General features: G+C 68.9%; 17 protein-coding genes. 9 read left to right on the forward strand and 8 right to left on the reverse strand.

Features of this window, described 5'->3' with window-relative positions; all coding sequences use genetic code 11:
* Window positions 1-21: 21 nt before the first annotated feature.
* The 3 genes from ACVCAH_RS25095 (at window position 22) to ACVCAH_RS25105 (ending at window position 5,406) form a co-directional block, all read left to right on the forward strand.
* Window positions 22-2,355: an alkaline phosphatase D family protein gene (locus ACVCAH_RS25095; protein ID WP_447138654.1), complete on the forward strand. Its 2,334-nt coding sequence runs from the start codon at window positions 22-24 to the stop codon at window positions 2,353-2,355.
* Between the two features lie 71 nt (window positions 2,356-2,426).
* Window positions 2,427-4,241: a glycoside hydrolase family 2 protein gene (locus ACVCAH_RS25100; protein ID WP_447138655.1), complete on the forward strand. Its 1,815-nt coding sequence runs from the start codon at window positions 2,427-2,429 to the stop codon at window positions 4,239-4,241.
* Window positions 4,242-4,395: 154 nt separating this feature from the next.
* Complete coding sequence (locus tag ACVCAH_RS25105; RefSeq protein WP_447138656.1) at window positions 4,396-5,406, forward strand: glycoside hydrolase family 43 protein; 1,011 nt, start codon at window positions 4,396-4,398, stop codon at window positions 5,404-5,406.
* 121 nt (window positions 5,407-5,527) lie between these two features.
* Here ACVCAH_RS25105 and ACVCAH_RS25110 read toward each other — a convergent pair whose 3' ends face one another.
* Window positions 5,528-6,673 (reverse strand): hypothetical protein, encoded by a 1,146-nt coding sequence (locus ACVCAH_RS25110; RefSeq protein WP_447138657.1) that lies wholly within the window; start codon window positions 6,671-6,673, stop codon window positions 5,528-5,530.
* A 395-nt stretch (window positions 6,674-7,068) separates the two neighbouring features.
* On the opposite strand from ACVCAH_RS25110, the gene ACVCAH_RS25115 reads away from it, so the two are divergent.
* From ACVCAH_RS25115 to ACVCAH_RS25130, 4 genes are all read left to right on the forward strand, one after another.
* Complete coding sequence (locus tag ACVCAH_RS25115) at window positions 7,069-8,565, forward strand: hypothetical protein (RefSeq protein WP_447138658.1); 1,497 nt, start codon at window positions 7,069-7,071, stop codon at window positions 8,563-8,565.
* 88 nt (window positions 8,566-8,653) lie between these two features.
* Window positions 8,654-10,003 carry a sulfatase-like hydrolase/transferase gene (locus ACVCAH_RS25120; RefSeq protein WP_447138659.1) on the forward strand — a complete coding sequence of 450 codons (1,350 nt, stop codon included), beginning with the start codon at window positions 8,654-8,656 and terminating at the stop codon, window positions 10,001-10,003.
* Window positions 10,000-11,538 carry a sulfatase-like hydrolase/transferase gene (locus tag ACVCAH_RS25125; protein WP_447138660.1) on the forward strand — a complete coding sequence of 513 codons (1,539 nt, stop codon included), beginning with the start codon at window positions 10,000-10,002 and terminating at the stop codon, window positions 11,536-11,538. Before ACVCAH_RS25120 ends, ACVCAH_RS25125 begins: the two co-directional genes overlap by 4 nt.
* Window positions 11,539-11,579: 41 nt before the next feature.
* The gene (locus ACVCAH_RS25130) at window positions 11,580-12,992 is read left to right on the forward strand and encodes a sulfatase family protein (RefSeq protein WP_447138661.1); all 1,413 of its coding nucleotides are present in this window, start codon (window positions 11,580-11,582) and stop codon (window positions 12,990-12,992) included.
* 40 nt (window positions 12,993-13,032) lie between these two features.
* On the opposite strand, the gene ACVCAH_RS25135 is transcribed toward ACVCAH_RS25130, so the two are convergent.
* The gene (locus ACVCAH_RS25135) at window positions 13,033-13,992 is read right to left on the reverse strand and encodes a formylglycine-generating enzyme family protein (protein ID WP_447138662.1); all 960 of its coding nucleotides are present in this window, start codon (window positions 13,990-13,992) and stop codon (window positions 13,033-13,035) included.
* 173 nt (window positions 13,993-14,165) lie between these two features.
* The gene (locus ACVCAH_RS25140) at window positions 14,166-14,984 is read right to left on the reverse strand and encodes a sugar phosphate isomerase/epimerase family protein (RefSeq protein WP_447138663.1); all 819 of its coding nucleotides are present in this window, start codon (window positions 14,982-14,984) and stop codon (window positions 14,166-14,168) included.
* Window positions 14,985-14,999: 15 nt separating this feature from the next.
* On the opposite strand from ACVCAH_RS25140, the gene ACVCAH_RS25145 reads away from it, so the two are divergent.
* Window positions 15,000-15,770: an amino acid permease gene (locus ACVCAH_RS25145; RefSeq protein WP_447138664.1), complete on the forward strand. Its 771-nt coding sequence runs from the start codon at window positions 15,000-15,002 to the stop codon at window positions 15,768-15,770.
* 5 nt (window positions 15,771-15,775) lie between these two features.
* On the opposite strand, the gene ACVCAH_RS25150 is transcribed toward ACVCAH_RS25145, so the two are convergent.
* The 4 genes from ACVCAH_RS25150 to ACVCAH_RS25165 form a co-directional block, all read right to left on the reverse strand.
* Window positions 15,776-16,513, reverse strand: a complete 738-nt coding sequence (locus ACVCAH_RS25150; RefSeq protein ID WP_447138665.1) for a D-Ala-D-Ala carboxypeptidase family metallohydrolase — start codon at window positions 16,511-16,513, stop codon at window positions 15,776-15,778.
* A gap of 397 nt (window positions 16,514-16,910) precedes the next feature.
* Window positions 16,911-17,639, reverse strand: a complete 729-nt coding sequence (locus ACVCAH_RS25155; protein ID WP_447138666.1) for a hypothetical protein — start codon at window positions 17,637-17,639, stop codon at window positions 16,911-16,913.
* A gap of 316 nt (window positions 17,640-17,955) precedes the next feature.
* Complete coding sequence (locus ACVCAH_RS25160; protein ID WP_447138667.1) at window positions 17,956-19,242, reverse strand: NAD-dependent epimerase/dehydratase family protein; 1,287 nt, start codon at window positions 19,240-19,242, stop codon at window positions 17,956-17,958.
* A 59-nt stretch (window positions 19,243-19,301) separates the two neighbouring features.
* Window positions 19,302-19,460 (reverse strand): hypothetical protein, encoded by a 159-nt coding sequence (locus ACVCAH_RS25165; RefSeq protein ID WP_447138668.1) that lies wholly within the window; start codon window positions 19,458-19,460, stop codon window positions 19,302-19,304.
* An 84-nt stretch (window positions 19,461-19,544) separates the two neighbouring features.
* Between ACVCAH_RS25165 and ACVCAH_RS25170 the strand changes: the two genes are divergently transcribed.
* Window positions 19,545-19,790 carry a hypothetical protein gene (locus tag ACVCAH_RS25170; RefSeq protein ID WP_447138669.1) on the forward strand — a complete coding sequence of 82 codons (246 nt, stop codon included), beginning with the start codon at window positions 19,545-19,547 and terminating at the stop codon, window positions 19,788-19,790.
* A 167-nt stretch (window positions 19,791-19,957) separates the two neighbouring features.
* Here the strand turns inward: ACVCAH_RS25170 and ACVCAH_RS25175 are convergent, their stop codons facing one another.
* Window positions 19,958-20,734, reverse strand: a complete 777-nt coding sequence (locus ACVCAH_RS25175) for a hypothetical protein (protein ID WP_447138670.1) — start codon at window positions 20,732-20,734, stop codon at window positions 19,958-19,960.
* Window positions 20,735-20,891: the final 157 nt, after the last annotated feature.

Raw genomic sequence — 20,891 nt, forward strand, 5'->3', positions numbered from 1 at the left:
ATCGATAAGGAGACAATCGTCATGGGTGATGAAGGCGGCGGCGCCGCCCGGCTGAGCGGCGGACTGCGCCGCCGAGATGCCCTGCGGCTGTCGGGGATGAGCGCCGTAGCGGTTGCCCTCGGCGCCGGCCTGGAGAGCGGGCGGGCAGACGCCAATCCGAAATTCTCCGACAATCCTTTCACCCTCGGGGTAGCCTCCGGCGATCCGCTGCCCGACGGCGTGGTGCTGTGGACCAGGCTCGCCCCCGACCCGTTGGCCGAGGACGGCAGCGGCGGAATGCACCAGGACGAGATCGGGGTGCGCTGGGAGGTCGCCGAGGACGAGCGATTCCGGAAGGTCGTTCGGCGCGGGACAGCGACGGCGACGCCACAACTCGGGTACTCCGTCCATCCAGAGGTCAGCGGGCTTCGGCCGGGCCGGGAGTACTTCTACCGGTTCCGGGCGGGCGCCGCGATCAGCCCGGTCGGCCGAACCAAGACTGCGCCCGCACCCAGAACCCGCGTCGATCGGCTTGTGCTCGCGCTGGTGTCCTGCCAGTCCTGGACAGGGGGAACCTACGCCGCCTACGCGAACATGGCCGCCGAAGATTTCGACCTCGTTCTCCATGTCGGCGACTACATCTACGAGCAGGCGGACACCGCGACCCTGGCGGACTTCCGGAACCTCCACTCGCTCTACAAGACCTCTCCCGACCTGCAGGCCGCCCACGCCGCCTTCCCGTTCGTCGTCACCTTCGACGACCACGAGGTGGACAACGACTGGGCTGGTGAGTACCCGCAGAACTACCCGGACGTCAGCAGGGAGGAGTTCCTGCTCATGCGGGCCGCGGCCTTCCAGGCCTACTACGAGCACCTCCCGCTGCGGCGAGCCTCGATACCGAACGGCCCGGACATGCGGATGCACCGGCGCCTCACCTTCGGTGATCTCGCCGAGTTCCACGTGCTCGACACTCGGCAGTACCGGAGCAATCAGGCGACGGAGACCTTCATCGCCCCGCGTGAGCCCGGATCCCTGGACCCGACGATGACGATGATCGGGCCGGAGCAGGAGCGTTGGCTGCTCGACGGCCTCGAGCGCGGCAGGGCCCGCTGGAACGTCATTGCCCAGCAGGTGGTGATGGCCCAGTACGACTACGAACCCGGCGCGGGGGAGAGCATCAACCACGACCAGTGGGACGGCTACGTGGCCGCCCGCGGCAGGATCCTCGACCACATCCAGCGGCGGGACCTTCGCAACGTCGTCGTGCTCTCCGGTGACTGGCATTCCGCGTGGGCGAACGACCTGAAGGCGGACTTCGCCGAGGTCGATTCCGAGACGATCGCGACCGAGTTCGTCGGTACGTCCATCAGCTCAGGGTGCGGTTGGCGGGGCCAGGTCGAGGCCGCCCTGTCGGCGAACCCGCACGTCAAGTTCTTCGACGGCGCGCACCGGGGCTACACCCGCTGCACCCTCACCCGTGACGAGTGGAAGACCGACTTCATGGCCGTCTCCGGTGCGAGCAACCCTCAGGCCAAGCTCGGCACGCTGGCCTCATTCGTCGTCGCGGCCGGGGTGCCCGGCGCACGGCGGATCCCCGGCGTGGAGGTCAGCGAAGTCAAAGCGGGCACGATGTTCTCGGGCCGAGCCAGCTCCGTCGACATCGGCCTCACCAACCTGACATCCGAGCCGGTCAAGGTAGCGGTGACCGTAGAGGTGCCGGAGGGCTGGGACGGCGGGATCCTCACCCAGGTCCTGGAGCCGTCGTCCGCGACCACGGTGGCCGTGCCGGTGGTGCCCCCGGCTTCCCCGACACCCCTCGCGGAGGTCTTCAAGGTGGAGGTGACGGCCGGTGACACGCGACTGTACGGCGTGTTCGGCGACCTCTCCGTCGTCGCCGTACCCGCGGGGGACACGGTCCCGCTCGCCCTCGACGCCGGCGGCCCGGCCAGCCCTGTCCTCGCCGGCTACCAGCGGCTCTCGTCAGCCGACCTGTGGGACCCGGCGCGAGGCTACGGATGGGTGGGGACGGCCCCAGGGTTCCGTGACCGGGGCAGCTTCCCCGTACTGCAGCGCGACTTCGCCCTGGGCCGAGACCAGCCGTACATCCTCCGGTTGTTCGTCCCGGCCGGCGTCCACCGCGTCCACCTGCTGACCGGAGACACCGACTTCGCGTCGGGCAACACGATCGTCCGTGAGGGCGGGCAACTGCTCGCCGAGTCCGGTAACGACATCATCCCCGAGGGCCGGTTCGAGTGGCTCGGCTTCGACCTCGACGGCGGGGCCACCGGTCGCACGGCCGACCTCGAACTCACCGGCGATCTCCGCGAAGGTTACTGGCGCCTGTGTGCGCTGGTGATGATGCCGGTCGTCGCATGAGCGACGGTGCGGAGCCAAGCGCCGGACTCAATGCGGTGGAATGTCATGACGGAAATGAAGCGGAGACGAGCGTGAGCGTGAGTGATTCGCTACCCCGGCCGGAATACCCGCGCCCGCAGTTGCGTCGTGACCGCTGGACGAGTCTCAACGGTACCTGGGCCTTCGGCTACGACGACACCGACATCGGCCGTGACGCGGGCTGGCATACGGTCACCGCCGCGGCACTCGCCGAGAGGAACGGCCCGTTCGACCGTACGATCGTGGTGCCGTTCTGCCCTCAGGCAAAGCTGTCCGGCATCGGCGAGCGGGACCGTCACGATGTCGTCTGGTACGCCCGCATGCTGCGCCGTCCGGCCGACGCCGCGCCCGACGACCGGATCCTGCTGCACTTCGGCGCGGTCGACTACCACGCCACGGTCTGGATCGACGGGCACCTCGTCGCCGAGCACCGCGGCGGGCACACCCCGTTCCACGCCGACATCACCGAGCCGCTGTCCGGCGGCGGCGACCATGTGCTCGTCGTCCGGGCCGCCGACCCGCTCGACGACCTCGCGATGCCGCGGGGCAAGCAGTACTGGCGAAACGAGTCCGAGGGCATCTTCTACACCCCGACGACCGGCATCTGGCAGAGCGTATGGCTGGAACCGGTGCCCCGCAGCCACATCGCGGAGTTGCTGTTCACCCCCGATGTCCCCAGCGGGCGGCTCGACATGGAAATCACCTTCGCCCGACCGGTCGCCGGCATGACCGTGGAGATCACCGCATCCCTCGACGGTCAGCAGGTCGCCCGGGACGTCGTCGACGTCGACGGGCCCGCGCTCGCGCATCCGTTGCAGCTCGGCCGGTGCGGCGCGACCCCGCCCCACCCGCACATCGGCGAGTGGCCCGGAGTCGCGCTGTGGAGCCCCGAAAACCCTCAGCTGTACGACCTGGTGGTCGCGCTCCGCGACGTCGACGGGGCGATTGTCGACCGGGTCGAGTCGTACGCGGGCATGCGTTCGATCGCGGTGCGCAACGGCAAGGTGCTGCTCAACGGCCTGCCATACATCCAGCGGCTCGTGCTCGACCAGGGTTACTTCCCTGACGGGCTGATGACCGCGCCCACCGACGACGACCTGCGACGTGACATCGAGCTGGCGAAGGCGATGGGCTTCAACGGCGCCCGCAAGCACCAGAAGATCGAGGATCCGCGCTGGTTGTACTGGGCGGACCGGCTCGGATTCCTGGTCTGGGGTGAGATGGCCAACGCCTACGCCCACAGCAGGGACTACGTGCACCGGATCACGGCGGAGTGGACGGAGGCGCTGCGGCGGGATCACAACCACCCGTGCGTCGTCGTCTGGGTGCCGATGAACGAAAGCTGGGGCGTACCGCACCTGCGCACCGATGCCCGGCAGCGCGCCCACCTCCGCGCCATGTACCACCTGACCAAGACACTCGACACGTCGCGACTCGTGGTCTCCAACGACGGCTGGGAGCACGCGGACACCGACCTGGTGACATTGCACGACTACCGCGGAGCCGACCAACTGCGGGCTGGCTACTCGTCAGTCGAGGCGGCGCTCACGGGCGAGCCCGCCCGCCGGCCGGCGCTGGTGGTCGACGCGGCCTACCAGGGCCAACCGCTCCTGGTCACGGAGTTCGGTGGGGTGTCGTTCACCGGCGACACCGATGGCTGGGGCTACTCGTCGGTGGAGGACGGCGAGGAGCTGCTCCGTCGGTACGCCGCGATGGTGGACGCTGTGGCATCGTCGCCGGTGCTGCGAGGCTTCTGTTGGACCCAGCTGACCGACGTCGAGCAGGAGGTCAACGGCCTGCTGCGCGCCGATCGCACACCGAAGGTGGACCTCGAGCGCATCCGGGAGGCGACCCTCGCCGCCCGTTGAGATCGGTAGCCAACCGGGAGGGAGGCAGGCTCGACGTCGACACGGCGGTGAGCCCGGCCCGGCTCACCGCCGAGTATCGCTCCGACACGGACCAGCTCATGGGTCGCACCCGGGTCGATGCGACCTGAGCAACGCTGGCAAAGGAGAGCTGCTCGTGAAGATCCGTCGCTGGCTCGCCGCCGCGCTTGCGGTGGTGGCCGTCCTCGCCGCCCCGCCTGGCCCCGCCGTTGCCGGAACCTTCCCCAATCCGCTGTTCACCTGGGGTGGCACGGCCGATCCCGGCACGATTTACACCAACGGCCAGTATTACGTCGCAGCAACCTCCGGTGTGGACTCGAACGGTCGGGCGATGCCGGTCCGCGTCTCCGCCGATCGGCATACCTGGTCCAACGCCGGCCATGTCTTCGAACCTGGCAAGCTGCCCAGTTGGTCGGACCCGTCGCACGGCTACTGGGCGCCGGAGATCTACTTCTTCCACGCGATCGGCCAGTACGTGGCGTACTTCGCCGCCATCAACAACGCCACCGGTAAGCGGTGCATCGGCCGGGCCACGTCGTCGACGCCGTACAACTTCACCGACCTCGGACGGCCGTTGCTGTGCCATCCGACGGCGGCCTACAGCATCATCGACGCGGCGATCTTCTGGGATCCAGTGGGGCAGCAGCACTACCTGATGTACAAGAACGACCCCAAGTCAACCGAGGGCACCAAGCAGATCGTGATCCGGTCGATCAACAACGACGGTCTCACCGGCATCGGTACGCCGCACCACATTCTCGCGCCTACTCGGGCCTGGGAGGGCGTGAGCGTCGAAGGGCCGACGATGGTCTACCGCAGCGGCTACTACTGGCTTTACTACAGTGGGGCCACCTACAGCCGCGACACCTACGCGATCGGGGTGGCCCGCTCCGCCTCGCCCACCGGCACCTTCACCAAGGACCCGAGCGGGGGCCCGATCCTGTCCGGCAACAACGATCCGAACTACTGCGGTGTGGGGCACCAGGGCATCGAGAACACGCCCGACGGCTGGCTGGTCTTCTATCACGCCTACCTGAGTCAGTCCGGAGAGTCCTGCACCGGTGGCCGCTACCTCATGATGGACGTCCTGCACTGGGACCGCTCCGGCGGATGGCCCCGGATCCATGACGGAACCCCGAGCGAGTAGGGGTCATCGCGCAACCAGATGCGCCGGCTGCCGGCGGGACCAGGTGGTCCCGCCGGCAGCGGCGTACGTGGTCAGGTCCCCGAGCCCGAGCGGCCTGGGATCCTCACCGCTCTGGTGTGCGTCAATAGGTGCAGGACTCGGCGCGGTCGCGTACGACGTAGTACGCCTTGCGCGGTGCGGTGCCGGCGGCGTTGACGATGCCGGTGTTGTCGCCGGAGCGCCCGTCGGTGAAGGTGTAGAAGTAGATCCGGGTGATCTTGCCGCTGACGTTGGAGAACCGGTTGATGAAGGCGGCGGCCTGGCACTGTGAGGTCTCGCCGAGGACGTGGACGTTCGTGCCCGGGTCGCAGGACACGTTGTGGGTGCGGCAGTCGAGCTGGTAGTAGGCACCGGTCTCGCTGATCCAGACGTTGCCGCTGGACCAGTCGGTCTGGCCGGGCACGCAGTGGTGGCTGCCGGCGCAGTACAGCTCGTCGAGGAAGTTATTCAGCTCAGCCGGGGTGTGCTCGCCGCTGACCTGGTAGCGGATCACGTCGGCGTAGTTGTGCACGCTCCACAGGTTGGGGCGGTGGGTGCCGAGATGCCGCTTGTACTTCTGGACGTAGTCCGAGCTCTGCGTGCCGGCGAACTCCCCGGCGGCGAGCAGGCAGCTCGGGCAGTCGACGGCCGCCCAGCGGTAGTAGTAGGCGGCCATCCGTGGCCCGCAGTTGGCGACCAGCGGATTGGCGCCGTTGCAGCCACCGCCCGGGTCGTCCAGGTAGTACTGCCCACCGGGCAGCAGTAGCCGGGAGCCGTCGGTGGGGCGGAAGTTCGGCTCGTTCCACGGGCCGATCGCATCGACCCGCGCGCCGAAGGCCGCGATGAACGCCGCGAAGGCGTTGCGGTACGTGGCTTCATCCGGCGCCCGGCCGTACCCGGGCCGGTCCGGCTCCGGAATCCGGGCCAGCCCGACGTTGCGGGTCACGCCCGCGTTCTCGGCGTTGGCCAGCCAGGCCTCGAACTTCTGTCGGCGGGCGTCGGATGCGGGGCGCAGCGCCACGTCGTAGGGGACGATCACCCGTCCGCGGATCACGTTCAATCCGGGCCAGAGCGGACTGGCGAAGGTGCTTTCGCCGCTGTCGGCGATGCCTTGGGCGTGGGTGCCCGCAGCCGCCGCCTGGGTCGACGCTGTCGGTGGCCGGGCGGAGGATACGGCCGGACCGACCAGCAGCGTGGCCGCCGCTGTGGCCAGCGCCAGTGCGAGTGTCGACCACCTTCGACGGAACATGGCCTGCCCCTTTCGTGTCGGGTATGCGCGCGTACGGTGGATGCCTTGCTCGAGCCGTGCCTCCGGACCTTTGCCGTGAAGGTGCTCAGAGCGCGGAAGCCGCTGGCCCGCGCGACCTCCCAACGGCACCTCCAGCGGCTCGGCCGGCAGCCAGCCGGTCTGGGCGTCCCGCGGGCCAACGGGTCGACGGATGGCGATGGCTGACAGGTCGTCATGGTTGGTGAGCGTGGCCGACCAGATCAGATCAAGTCAATAGCTTCGAAACCGTTTACTAAAACGATCGAACGGTGTTCACTGATCGGCAACCGGCCGACCGGAAGCGCTTTCCTCGCTGGGGCACGACTCGGGTCCGGCCGAAGCCATCGTGACGACGACAGAGTGCGAGGTGGTCGAACGTGTCCGAGCCGATGCTCACCAGGAGAAGGCTGCTGGAGCTGGGTGGCGGCGCCTCCGCCGCGGTCCTGCTCGGCGGCGCCGCCACCGGTCGAGCCGCAACCGCGGCCCCCGCGGAGGCGACGATCAAGGTGCACGGGGAGCAGTGGGGGGTGAGCACCCGCTACATCGGGGCGGACCGGGGCATCACCAACTTCGACATCGCCGACTTCAAGGATCTCGGCATGAACACCTACCGCTTCTACGGCGGGATGGGTCCGTGGGAGTACCTCGACGACGACGGCGTCTTCGGCGCGCCGACCATCGAACACATCAAGGCCGACGCGGGCGTGGTCAACTGGGCCTGGTGGGATGAGATCTTCACCAACCCGCCCGAGGGCAGCCCGTTCTGGTACGCGACCGAACCCGGGGTGGGCTGGCAGGGCAACAGCCGGAAGATCTTCGGTGACCTTAGGGACGCGGGCGTCAAGCCGGTGGTGTCACTGCGGGTGCAGAACGCGCAGATCAAGCCGGACTGGGCGGCCCGGCTCAACCCGCCGAACACGCCGGAGGGTCGCAACGAGTGGTGGCAGCACGTTTTCGCGGTGGTCTACTGGATGAACGTCCGCAACGACTATCGGGTCGACGACTGGGAGCTGGGAAACGAGCCGAACCACCCCGGCCAGGGTTGGAAGGGCATCGCCACCGAGGACGACTACTGGGAGTTCGTCAAGCTGACGAAGGACGCGATCGACCACGTCTACCAGAAGTATCTGCCGGGTCGGCCGTACCGGGCCTACGCGCCGGTCACCGCGTCCACCTCGGTCAACGAGGCCGGCGAACGGTTCGGCTGGATCAAGGACGCCTTCCGCAAGGTGCCGCAGTACTTCGATGCCGTCGACTACCACGACTTCGGGGTGGACTCCAGCGACCGAGTCCGCGAGATCCACGAGATCATGAACGAGTTCGGCTACCCGGACCGACCGCTGTGGATTACCGAGTGGGGGCCGGTGTTCCGCGGCGCCGACACGTACCACAAGGTCCCGTACGGCGTCGAGATGATCAACACCCTGATCCGCGGGTCGTGGCCGGGCGACCATTACGTGTACGGCAGCCACATCGTGAACCTCTACGACGCGCCGACCCGCGCGTACCTCATCGGCGCCGACGGCACCCGCCGCACCACGTACTACGCCATGCGTCTCGGCATCCGGGCGCTGCAGGGCGGCCGGCCCACGCACCGGAGCGTCGCCAGTAACCCCGACCTGCTGGCGATTACCACCGAGAACGTCGACGATGGGATCGACCTGCTGGTCACCAACAGCTCGGCCGTGTCCGGGTACGACGTGCAGGCTGACCTTTCCGAGCTGCTCGACCGGGCCATGGGAACGATGTGGGAGTTCAGCGCCGACAAGCACGACACGGCAGTCGGCCACCGGCCGGTCCGGCACGGCCGGGTGACGTTCCACGTGCCCAGCACCGGCGCAGTGCTGCTGCGGTTTCCGCGGCGGCGCTGGTGACGCACCCGCGGTGACGGCACACGCGAACCCCGACGGGCCAAGGAGTGAAAACGCCCGGCCGGCGACCGACAGGAGGCAGCCAAGCACGATGGACCGACGACCCAACATCCTGTTCCTCATGGGTGATGAGCACCGGGCTGACGTGGCCGGTTTCGCCGGCAACCCGGTGGCTCGAACCCCGGTCCTCGACGCGCTCGCTCGCGAGGGAACGGTCTTCACCAACGCATACACCCCGGCCCCGATCTGCGTGCCCGGACGGCAGTCGATGATGGCCGGGCAGTTCCCCCGCACGACCGGCTGCGAGCGTTACGGCGAGGACCTGGCGCCCGGCCACATGACGTTCGCGCGGCGGTTCGCCCAGTACGGCTACGCCACCGTCGCCTGCGGCAAGCTGCACCACACCGGACCGGACCAGATGCAGGGCTGGACCGCGCGGGTCGGTGGTGACGTGACATTGGACCCGCGGCACGTCGCCGGGCGGGCTGTCGACACGACCAACCCGATCGGGCACAAGTGGCCGATCGCCAAGGAGGTCCGCCGCGCGGGGGCCGGACGCGGGCCGTGCGCGGTCGCCGACGAGTACACGGTGCTCGGCGCGATCGACTACCTGACCCGGCATTTCGTCGACCCGTTCTACGACCGCGCCATCCCGGATCAGCCACTGCTGCTGAAAGTGAGCCTGACCGAGCCGCATTACCCGTTCCTCGCCGAGGATCCGGAGCGGTTCGCCTACTACCTGCCGAGGGTGGACACGTTCGCCGGGCAGCAGCCCTTCGACCATCCGTTCCTCGGTGGCGGGCTGCGGGTGGTCGCGGGCCGGGACGCGAGCGAGCGGGAGATCAGGCGGGCCACCGCCGCCTACTACGCGATGGTGGAGAGCATGGACGCCCGGCTGGGCCGGGTGCTCGACGCGCTGCGACAGGTCGGCCAGGACCTCGATGAGTGGATCGTCGTCTACACCGCGGACCACGGCGAGATGCTTGGCGAGCACGGGGTGTTCGAAAAGCAGAAGTTCTTCGAGGGCAGCGTCCGGGTGCCGTTGATTGTGCGCTGGCCGGCTGCCCTCATTGGTGGACGGGCCGTCGACGAGAACGTCAGCCTGTGCGACCTCTTCGCCACCCTGTGCGAGCTGGCCGGCGTGCCGGTCCCCGGTGGGCTGGACAGCCGCAGCCTGGTGCCGCTGCTCCACGGTGACGCTGCGGGATGGGACGACGAGGCCGTCTCCCAGTACAACGGGCGGAACCTGATGATCAAGCGCGGCGGGCTCAAGTATCAGTACTACGGCGAGGAGATGCCCGAGGTCTTGTTCGACCTGCACGCCGACTCGGGCGAGACCGTGAACGTGATCGACTCACCCGTGCACGCGGACGCGGTCAAGGCCTTCCGTCAGCGTACGACAGAACTCGGCTTCGGCCGCGAGCCCCAACCGGCCGCATGACGCTCACCGGACCGGGGCGAGCAGAGGTTGGTGCGGCGACGCCCGGGGCGTCCCGGAACCGGCCGAACATCCTGCTGGTGATGACCGACCAGCAGCGTCAGGGCTTCACCGCGGGGGAGGGCTTCGCGCTCGACACGATGCCGTGCCTCGACACCCTGGCCGCCCGGGGCACCCGCCTGGCCAACGCCTACACCAGCTCGCCGGCCTGTGTCCCGGCGCGGACCAGCCTGCTGACCGGACGCTTCCCGTCCGCGCACCGGGTGCGGCAGAACAGCGCGCCGCACGCGGTGGTGCGCGGCGACGACCTGCTGGACGTACTGCGCGCCGCCGGCTATTCGCTGCACTTCGCGGGCAAGCCGCACGTCTACCGGCGGCGGGAGGACTACGACACCTACTCCGGGCCGTACATACACGAGACGGGTCCGGATGGTGACGCCGAGGATGCCGCGTTCGCCGAGTGGCTACGGGGGCTGGACCACGGACCGAGCCTGGAACCGACGCCTTTCGCTGTTGAGCGGCAGTTCCCGTATCGCATCGTATCCGACGCTATCGCCGCGATCGACGGGCGCGCCGAGGACCGGCCGTTCTTCTGCTGGGTGTCCTTTCCGGAGCCGCACAACCCGTATCAGGCTCCCGAGCCGTACTTCTCCCTGTTCGACCCGGACACCGTGCCGGATCGGGCCTGTGGCCCGGAAGCGGCGCTGGCCAAGGGCGGCCCGTGGGTCTGGCTGCGCACCGTCGTCGAGGAGAAGCGCCCGGGCTACGACAAACTGTGGCGGCGTTACCGGGCAACGTACTGCGGGATGCTGCGTCTCATCGACGACCAGATCGAGCGGCTGCTGCGACACCTCACCGAGATCGGCGTCGCGGACGACACGATCGTGGTGTTCGTCTCCGACCACGGTGACTATGTCGGCGACTACGGGCTGCAACGCAAGGGTGCCGGTGTCCCGGAGGTGCTGATGCGCATCCCGCTGGTCTTCTCCGGGCCGGGCATCGTGACCAGCACCAACGACGCCGACTTCGTCTCCATGGTGGACATTTTCCCGACGCTGTGCGAGGCGGTGGGCGAGCCGATCCCGCTCGGCGTACAGGGCCGCAGCCTCTGGCCCATGCTCACCGGCGCCGACTACCCGGCGGAGGAGTTCGACTGCGGGTACGCCGAGCACGGCTTCGGCGGACTGCCGTACGACCCGGACGAGCGGCCGGAACTGCACTTCCCGTACGAAGGCAGCAGGTACGACGAGTTGAACTCGGTGACCCAGAGCGGTACGACCCGAATGGTGCGGCGCGGGCCCTACAAGCTGGTCTACGACGTGGTCGGACGCGGCGAGCTGTACGACCTGACCGACGATCCGATGGAGCTGCGCAACCGGTGGGACGACCCCGAGCTTCGTGGGGTGCGCGCTGAGCTGACCGAGCGATTACTCGGGTGGACCATGCGGGTGAGCGACGACCTGCCGAAGGCCACCTACCTGCCGAAGACCGCCCCGCACAACTGGCACGCGCCGTACCGGATCCACCAGCCGCTCTAGTAGCAGGACCGACGCGCCGGAACGAGTGGAGGGAGATTCTGGTGAGTTCGGATCGACCAGCGATCTTGTTGATCACAGCCGACCAGTTGCGCCGTGACGGGTTGGGCTGTTACGGAGGGCGCGCGGTGGCGACCCCGAACCTGGACCGGATGGCGGCCTCGGGGACGGTGTACGACCGCGCCTACACGGCCAGTCCGTGGTGCCTGCCGTCGCGGGCGTCGATGCTGACCGGGTTGTGGCCACGCCATCACGGTGCCTACTCCAACTTCCGCGACATTCGGCTGTCGCCTGAAATGCCGAACCTTTACCGGACGCTGCGTGACGCCGGCTACCGCACCGCGCACATCGGCAAGTGCCACTACGCTCCGGTGCCGTACGGCGAAACCCGCCCGGACCGAACTCTGCCGTACGACGACTTCCACGCCTACTATCGCTCGCTCGGCATCGAGCATCTGCGGTTGCAGGACGACAAGCAGGTCTCGGTCTGGTTCGAAGACGACTACACCAAGGAACTCGACGCCGCCGGTTACCTGGAGGGGTACCGGGCGGCGGTGTGGAACCGGGAGTACGCCAAGGTCTTCACCTTCCCCGGCCCCGCCGAATGGCACCCGGACGCCTGGGTCGGCCGCAACGCCGTCGACACCATCCGCGAACACCCCGACGGCATGCCCCTGTTCGGCTGGATCTCCTTCTCCGGCCCCCACTTCCCCTTCGACGCACCCAGCGGGTATCTCGACCGCGTCGACACCAGCGCCCTCGGCCAACCATTCGTCGACCCCGGTGAGTTCACCTCACCAGACCGGCTGCACTACCACAGCTTCCACGGCCCCCATGCCGGCTGGATGGAGGGCGGCAGTTGGCACGAGCGCACCAGCGATTACTGGCACCGGCTCCGCCATCTCTACGCCGCCAACATCGCCCTCATCGACGACCAGGTCGGGGCCATCATCGACGCCGCGGAAGCCCGCTTCGGCGACAACCTCACCATCGTCTTCACCTGTGACCACGGTGAGATGCTCGGCAACCACGGCTTCTGGGGCAAGAACAACGGCTACTACCAGGACGTACTCCACGTCCCGCTGATCTATCGCCGCCCATATCGGGAACTGGCCGGCACCCGCAGTGACCGGCTCACCAGCCTGGTCGACCTGTACCCCACACTCACCGCCACCGGCTCAACCGCCACTGAGCCTGGGCGACTCGACGGACGCCATCTCGACCGACCCGGCCACAGCCACGTGTACGCCGAAGGCGAACGGTTCCTCACCATCACCGACGGCACCCACAAGCTCGTCCACGCCCACCGTCAGGACCGCGACTACCTCGAACTGTTCGACCTCGCCACCAACCCCGATGAGACCCACAACCTCGCCGGCACCGCCGAGTACGCCGAGATCCAACGCGACCTCGCCACCAGGGCGCTGAACCACCTGGTCGCCACCACACTGCCCTAACCGGCGGCCCGGGGCTCGGCGGAGCGCGCGGATCGACGAATCACGAGCTGCGTACGCAGCGCAGACCCATGTGGTTGGTTGCGCTGTCGACCGTCTGCGGTTGGCGGGCGGCCGGGCGGTAGCGCAGGCAGTACGAGGGCGCGCACAACCACGAGCCGCCCTTGACCACGCGTCGGGGCAGGCCGGTGGCGGGGTCGACGCTCGCCGTCGACGGACCGCCGCGCGGGTTGCGCCGCGGGGGCGCGGGCGAACAGCAGGTGGAAGCTGGCGCGGGGTGCACAGCGGAGTACAGGTCGCGCGTCCACTCCCAGACGTTGCCGCACATGTCGTACAGGCCGTACCCGTTGGGGGGAAACATCCCGACGGGGGTGGTGCCCTGGTAGCCGGCGGGGGCGAGATTTTCCCACGGGAAATCGCCGTGCCATGTGTTCGCCATCAGCCTCCCGCCGGGGGTGAACTCGTTCCCCCAGGCGTAGGTGGCGCCGTCGAGTCCGCCCCGGGCTGCGTACTCCCACTGCGCCTCCGTCGGCAGTGACTTGCCCGCCCACCGGGCATAGGCCAGCGCGTCGGCATAGGCGATCTGGACCACCGGGTAATCCAGCCGTTCGTCGATGCCGCTCCCCGGACCTTCGGGGCGGTGCCAGCACGCGCCCGGAACCCATCGCCACCATTGCCGGAAGTCGGTCAGCGGCACCGGACCGTCGGTCCGGTGAAACACGAGCGCGCCCGGCACCAGCGCGTCCGGGTCGACGGAAGGATAGGTTGACGGGTGCGGGGCCCGCTCGGCTACGGTCACGTATCCGGTGGCCGCGACGAATTCACTGAACTGGCCATTTGTCACCGCATGGACGTCGATGAAGAACCCGTCGACATGCACCTTGTGCGCCGGCCGTTCCTCAGGGTAATGGTCGTCTGATCCCATGGTGAACTCGCCGCCGGGGATCCACACCATTCCGGGCGTAGCCGGCGCAGGCGTCGTCTGGTCAACCGGCGCAGACATGCTGGACCACCTCCCCGAAATCTCGCGACGGCTTGTACAACGTTGCACAGGCCCGGCAGAAATGGAAGGCGATGGCGTCAGCCATCGTTTAGCCCACTGGTCCCGCCACACGTCGGTGGCGACGGCTGCTCGACCCAGCTGGGCGGTCAAGGCGACCGAGCCGGCCTCGGCGGTCAGCGGCAGCTGAGCCAGGCCGTGCCCAGGCGCAGCGCCTCGGCCAGCGGCGGTGCGTCGGGATACCACTTCGCCTCCCACTCCAGGGCGAGTGCTCCGTTGTACCCCCGCTCCCGCAGCGTCTCGAACACGGCGGCTAGCGGGACCGCGCCGTCGCCGAGCATGACCGGGCGCAGGTCCTGCGGTGAGCGGGCGTCCTTGATCTGCACGTGGGCGAGCCACGGCTGGAGCGCGATGGCGGTCTCACCGACCGGCTCGCCGTACCGCCAGGGGTGCAGCACGTCCCACAGCGCGCCGACCCGCGGGTGGCCCACCTCCGCCAGGATCCGGGCCACGTCCGCGCCGCGCGGATGCGAGTCGTGCGTCTCCAGCAGCACGGTCACGCCGGGGGGCAGTTCGGCGGCGATGGCGCGCAGCCGGCGCGCAGCCCGGGCGTCGGCGGGTGGATCCGCCTCGACGGCCCCGGGGAAGACCCGGACGTAGGGGCAGCCGAGGTCTTCCGCGAGCCGGGCGTGGGCGAGGGCTTCGCTTACGATCGCCCGGTCGTCTGCCGCACCGTCGGCGACCCGGACGTAGGACGCTACGACCAGCGGCTCGGCGCCGCCGTCGCGCAGCACCGCCCGGGCGGCCGCCCGGGCCTCCGGGTGGAGGCCGACGTGGACCGGCTCGTCGGCGGCGGCCCGCAGCTCCAGGCCGCGCCACCCGGTGCCCGCCGCGAGCGCCGCTACCTCGGCCAGCGGCAGCCCAGGGCAACCGAGGGTGGAGAAGGCCAGCGGCCGAGTCACGGGTGTCGGCAGGCGGCTCGAGGTATGGGACATGTCGGACCTCCCCGGGTGGATGAAGGGCTCTCCGCGCCGAGGCTACGTCCGACCGATGGAGGCGACGACGCACCCGTCCCGTCAGGCCAACCGCTCTTCGCCAACCTGATCACCGTCGGCACCCTCGCCGGGCTGACCACGGTGGTGATGATCCTGATGCTGGGCCAGAGCCGGGTCGCCTTCGCCATGAGCCGTGACGGGTTGCTGCCGCGCTGGTTGAGCCGGGTGCATCCCCGGTACGGCACCCCGCACCGGATCACCGTCATCATCGGCCTGCTGGTGGCCGCGCTCGCCGGGTTCATTCCGCTGGAGGAACTCGCCGAGCTGGTCAACATTGGCACCCTGTTCGCGTTCGTCCTCGTGGCGGCCGCGGTCATCCTGTTGCGCCGCCGCCGGCCGGACCTGCCGCGCGGCTTCCGCGTCCCCTGGGGCCCGGTGATCCCGGCTCTCGCGATCGTCGCCTGCGTACTGCTGATGCTGTTCCTCACCGTCGAGACCTGGCTGCGGTTCCTCGCCTGGAGGGTGCTGGGCTGGGCGTCTACTTCCTCTACAGCCGCCGCCACAGCCGGCTCGCACACGGTGCGCGGGGACGCCCGCCGATGCCCGACCAGCCGGACCTCGACACCGGGTTCGGCCCGGCATCACCCCCGCGGCACTAGCTGGTGCCAAGCCGGGTTGTCACTGACCCGGAACGTGTTGCACAGTCGCTCGTACCTGTCGTCTTCTGGGCCGAGAAGAACGAGGTCCGGCTCAATGGTCGCCACGCACTCGCGCAGTCTCACCTGACAGGGTCAGATGCCGCAGTTCGGGGCCGACCAGGTCTGCGAGGACTTGTGGGCGACGTGGGTGTGATCGTTGTGGCCGGGATAGCCGGGGCCTAGGATCTCGCGCCAGCCGTGGTAGCGGGCGCGCGTGGCGAGGGTGCACAGAGAGTGTGGCCCGGCGGCGAGGTCGACTGCGTCGCCGTACAGATGCCGGCTTGTCGACGAGCCGCCGACCGCGTTGTTGCACGCGTGGCTGCGGAAGGCGCTGGTGACGATGATCTGCTGGTCGCCGAGGGCGTGTCGCATGGCCTGCAGCTTCCACATGTTCACCAGGGCATTGAACTTGGCGGTCGAGGCCGAGACCGCGCCTCCGGACCAGTCGGAGTTGCAGTCGTTCAGCTCTGCGTAGCTGAAATTGACCGGGGTGCAGTCGTTGTCCTGCAATTGGTAGATCTTGTCGAACACGGCCGGGCCGGCGATGCCGTTGTTGTCGAGGCCGTAGGCGTTCTTGAAGCGGTTGACGGCGGCCTTCGTCGCCGGGCCGAAGATTCCGTCAATGCCGAGAACCGCGCCGTAGCCGGGGTAGCCGGAGACGCGAATCTGTAGCTGGCGGACGTCCTCACCCGACATCCCTTCAGACAGGGTTCGTCCCCAGGTGTAGCAACCGTCGGCGTGGGCGGGCGAGGCGGTGGTTACCACGCCGACGAGGCTCGCCACGGAGGCGAGGCCCAGCGCGGCGACCACGTTGGCGATACGTCTGAGCATGCTGGCCTCCAGCCCGACGGGAGATGTATCGACGAGCGTGACTGATTGCCCTCCCGCTGTCAATATGTGTCTAAGGCCTGGGCGGCGGCGGAGGAAACCTTCTTCGACGCACCTTTTGATCTCGGGCATCACCTGCAACGACGTGCGCGATGCGGCGGAGTGGGGGAGGCGCCTTTGCGCTGGACCCGGCGACCGCCCGGTGCCCGCAGCTGGCCGCGGGATGGCGCTGACCGGCGTCCACGCCGTGCTAGAAAGCCGAGTAATCGGATGCCGAGTACGAGGACACCGAGCCATCGGGGTGGCGGGAGCGGGCCCGTTCCCGGAGACAACTGACAGCACGAGCTGGCTTGCTCACGACGCGCGTCGCCGAGAGGCCGACTGCCCTCGCCGAGAGGAGCTACCGCTGCCAGGCGTCAATGCTCCGGACGGCGTCGCGCACGACCCGGTCCATGATGGCAGGGTTGCCGCTGGAGCCCTCCCAACCCTGGTCATCGAGAATCGTCACTGCTTCATGGACGCGTGCCACAGCGATCTGGCTGGACACGCTGCCTCCGGTGCGTTCACCGTCCAGGCTCGTCTCGGCCCACGTGCGGGTCAGCAGCAACGCCTCGTCGCCGACGCCGGGCAGGGGTCGGCCCTGGACGTCGACGCGGCTCCCGCTCTGGTCGTCGGAGGGGCACGCCTCCACAGCATCGCGGAGTCGCCCCATGTAGTCCGAAGCGCCGTCGCCGCCGAAGGTGAAGATGGTTTGGTGAATCATGCCTTGCGGCACGTTACTGGCCGGCTCGCCGGCCTTCTTGTACGTGACGGTCATCGCCGCGCTCGCAGTGACCTGTCGACCATCGGTACCGAACGCGCCGCCGCACAGCTTCGGTAGAGCGTCCCCAACGGGCGTCGCCCGTCGGGGAACCTTCCTCAGCTCGGACGGCAGTTCAACGAAGGCCGACTTGGGGATGGTCACAGAACCGCCCGCGCTCGGAGTTGGTTGGTCGACCGGGCTTGGGGGTGGCGCGGATGCGGTGGTCGGTGGTGTGGCCGACGCAGCCGGATCGGCCTGCTCTTCGGCAGCGGTGCAGCCAGCGGACAGCGCGACGGCGCCAAGCAACGGCACGGCCGCGGCGATCACCTTTCGCACTCGGGCGGTCGGTCGCGGCGTGCAACGGCTCATGATCACCCCTCGTCTCTGCCCGGGCAATTCCCTACGACGAGCCGACCGAAACGCCAACAATCCGCGTGCTGGTGCGACCAGGCGCTGTCCGTCACCTGTCGCGCGACGCTGTACGGCTACCGCGACGAGCGCCATGAGAGGGGCGGCGACCTCATGCTGTATCGCTCGTACGGCCCTACGAGCTGATATGGGGACGAGCTTCGCTGCTGGTAGCTTCGCGCGGCCACCCGCGGGTCCCCGACCGGCATCCCGTCGCGGGCGGTACGCGATCGTGCTATGCGGCCGCCGCTGGATCGGCGAAGGTTTCGCGGAGCGCCGGGTCCAGCGACCGGCCGGTCGCCGGCTCGATGTAGAGCTTGGCGAGCAGCAGGTCGGCGAGGTGGCTGGGGTTGATGCCCGACTCGATGCGACCGAGGGCCTGCAGCATGCCGCCAAGCCGTAGAGAGGCCCGTACGGCGCTGGCCGGCAGGTGACCGACCGGGCGACGCCGGCCGACTGCCTCGGCGATGCGCGCGATCATGTCGTTCCATGTGAGGTTCTCGTCAGCGACCGGGATGTCCTCGCCGCGGGCCTGCTCGAGACTATCCACCGCGACCTCGGCCACGCTGCGCGCCGAGGTCGCGGCAGTCCCGCCGGCGGGGACGGCCAGCGGTGAACGCGACCTGGCCCAGCGGTCCAGCGGACCGGCCCAGTTCGGTAGCCTGTCGCCGGCCCGGCCGAAGACGAACGGCAACTCGAGCACCGCGACGGGCAGATCCGGACCGGCGGCCACCCGTCCCTCCCGGGCCTGCTCCACTCGGCATCGGATGTACGTGTGGCGGGCCGCAAGGCGCCACTGCGGATGCAGCCGATCGAAGTAGGTGTAGTACGAGGCCATGATCACCCCGCGGGTGAGACCCTCGTGGCGGGCCGCCGTCATCAGGCGCACCACCGGCTCGACCATGTCTCGGCGGAACACCGGATAGATCGGCTTGCGCAGCGGTCGCTGCTCGTCCGTGCGGGCGGCGTACACCAGACCGTCATGGCCGGCAAGTAGCGGTCGCAGTTCGTCGATCGACGCAGACCCGAGATCGAGTAGGTGATCGACACCCAGCTGGGCGGTGCGCGCCAACGCGGTCACCGCGTGGCCCCGCTCGCGTAGCACGTCCGCGACATGGGCGCCGATCAGACCGCTTCCGCCCACCACGAGAATTCTCACACCGAATCGTCCACGCAAGACCCGGCTGTCTGTCAAGCCACGACTTGGGCGAAGCACCGGTAGACGCCCACGGCCAGCAGATCCGGTGCCTGGGATCGCTACGGGCCATGCGCAGGGGTGTCCGCACATGCCGCGATCCGCGCTGCTACGGGGAGTAACAGCGGGCGGAACTCGCCGCCAGCTTGATCGCCTTGGCCCAGTCAATGCGCTTGCGAAGGCGAACCAGAGGTTCTTGGCCTTCTCGGTCTGGGTGGCCGAACCAGCGACCTCGGCGGCAAGTGCGTCGAGCACCTCCGCGATGAGGCTTTCCTCGGCGCCCGTCGAGGGGTCGTAACGCCATGGGTCGGTCGGGATAACCAGCACCTTTTGCCCATCCGTCTTGCGGCGGTCGAACTCCTAGCCGATCAGACCGAGCACCGTCGTCATGCCGCTGCCCCACTGTCGGACAGCCCCAGAGCAACCGGATCAAGCGCCTCATCGAGTAATGCGTCAGCAACCGTCTGGGCAACAGCGTCACATGACAACCAGTCCATACGAGACGGATCGTCGGACCACAGGCCAGAGGACTGGATGACGGTCATGCCCGTCGTCCGATCCCGAGTGCCTTTGCGGTCAAGCGGCGCTGCCGTTGGTTCTCCTGCTGCTCACTGCACTGGCGTACACCGGTGGTGACCGCGGGCCGCATCGTCACCACCCCCTACTACCGGGCGGTCGTGCAGACAACACCCCAGGCGCGCCTGGTCTCCTACACCGCCGATCCCGCCGGATGGCAGCCGCTATGGCAGCCCGGCGGACGGTCGTTGCCGGTCGGCGACCTTCCCGGGGGAACCTGGCGGCTCGGGGCCAGCGCGACCGCCGTGGACACGGCATACGCCGAGGCGCCGGCAGCCGCCCTCAACGAATTGAGGTAGCGGTCCTATCGTCCTGCCCCATCGTGAGCCGGCGCTCGTGAACCAGGCCGGGGGCATCCCTGTGGGGTTCGTCAAGCTGCGATCGGTGTCGCGGGGCGGGGCAGGTGAGGAATCCTGCCGCAGAGCGTGGAGGGCGTCGCAGCGTGTCGGGCGAGGCATGGACCGGTTCAGGCGAGGCAGGCCCGCGGGAAGAAGGCCCAGGCGATCCCGGCGACGAACCTGTTTCCGTGCCACTTCGCCATGACGAACTGTCGGTCCTTCGTGACGTACCGGACATCGACCTGCTGACCCGGCGGCACCGTGCCGAGCGGGTGACGGGGGACCGGCGCTCCGGCGCCGTAGGCCGCCGCTGCGCCGACGTTGCCGAAGACCTGGCACGCCGTGACGCTGGTGGTCACCTTCAGCCCGCCGCCCTTGTTCTCACTCCAAACCCCGTAGGGGCTGCACAGGTGGTCGGTGCTGGTGGCCTGGCAGAAGACCCGTTCGGAGTGCCACCAGCGCAATGAGTCCGGCGAACCGTCGGGCTTACTCGAGCCGACAACCGTGGGCCCTCCAGTGCAGGACCCCGACATGTAACCGGACCGCTCGATGGCAAACTTGCTGGTGCCGTACGCGTACGCGCACCCGTCGAAGCTGCCGGCCGCGTAGCCCCACGGCCACCGGGTAATGCCCTCGGTGTTGCCGGCCGTCCCGTCGCCGGTGCCCCGGATGTCCATGTGGTCGAAGCTCGACTTCACGGTGCCGTCCGCGAAGGTCACATCGCGGCTGAACAGGTAACCCACCATAGGGCCGTTGGCCTTGTAGCTCAGCAGCACCCAGCCCGGCCCCATACCCACCTGCGCGTGGCCGTCCTCGGCCGCGGTCTGGACCCGGTTGACCCCGTAGCTCCACGCGCCCGCTGGCGTGGCGGACGCGGTGAGCAGCAGGCCGAGGGCGCCGAACACAACCGCAAGGGATCGACACCAGCGTCGTGGGCGGGGTGCTCGGGCGCACCTGCTCGGACGGGCGGCGGTGGGTACGCGTCGCGACTCCAGAGAGACCCGACGGGCGGCGAAGCGGACCATTGCTGACCTCCGCTGGTCGATACCTCATTAGGCCACA

The sequence above is a fragment of the Micromonospora sp. LZ34 genome, assembly GCF_052981855.1.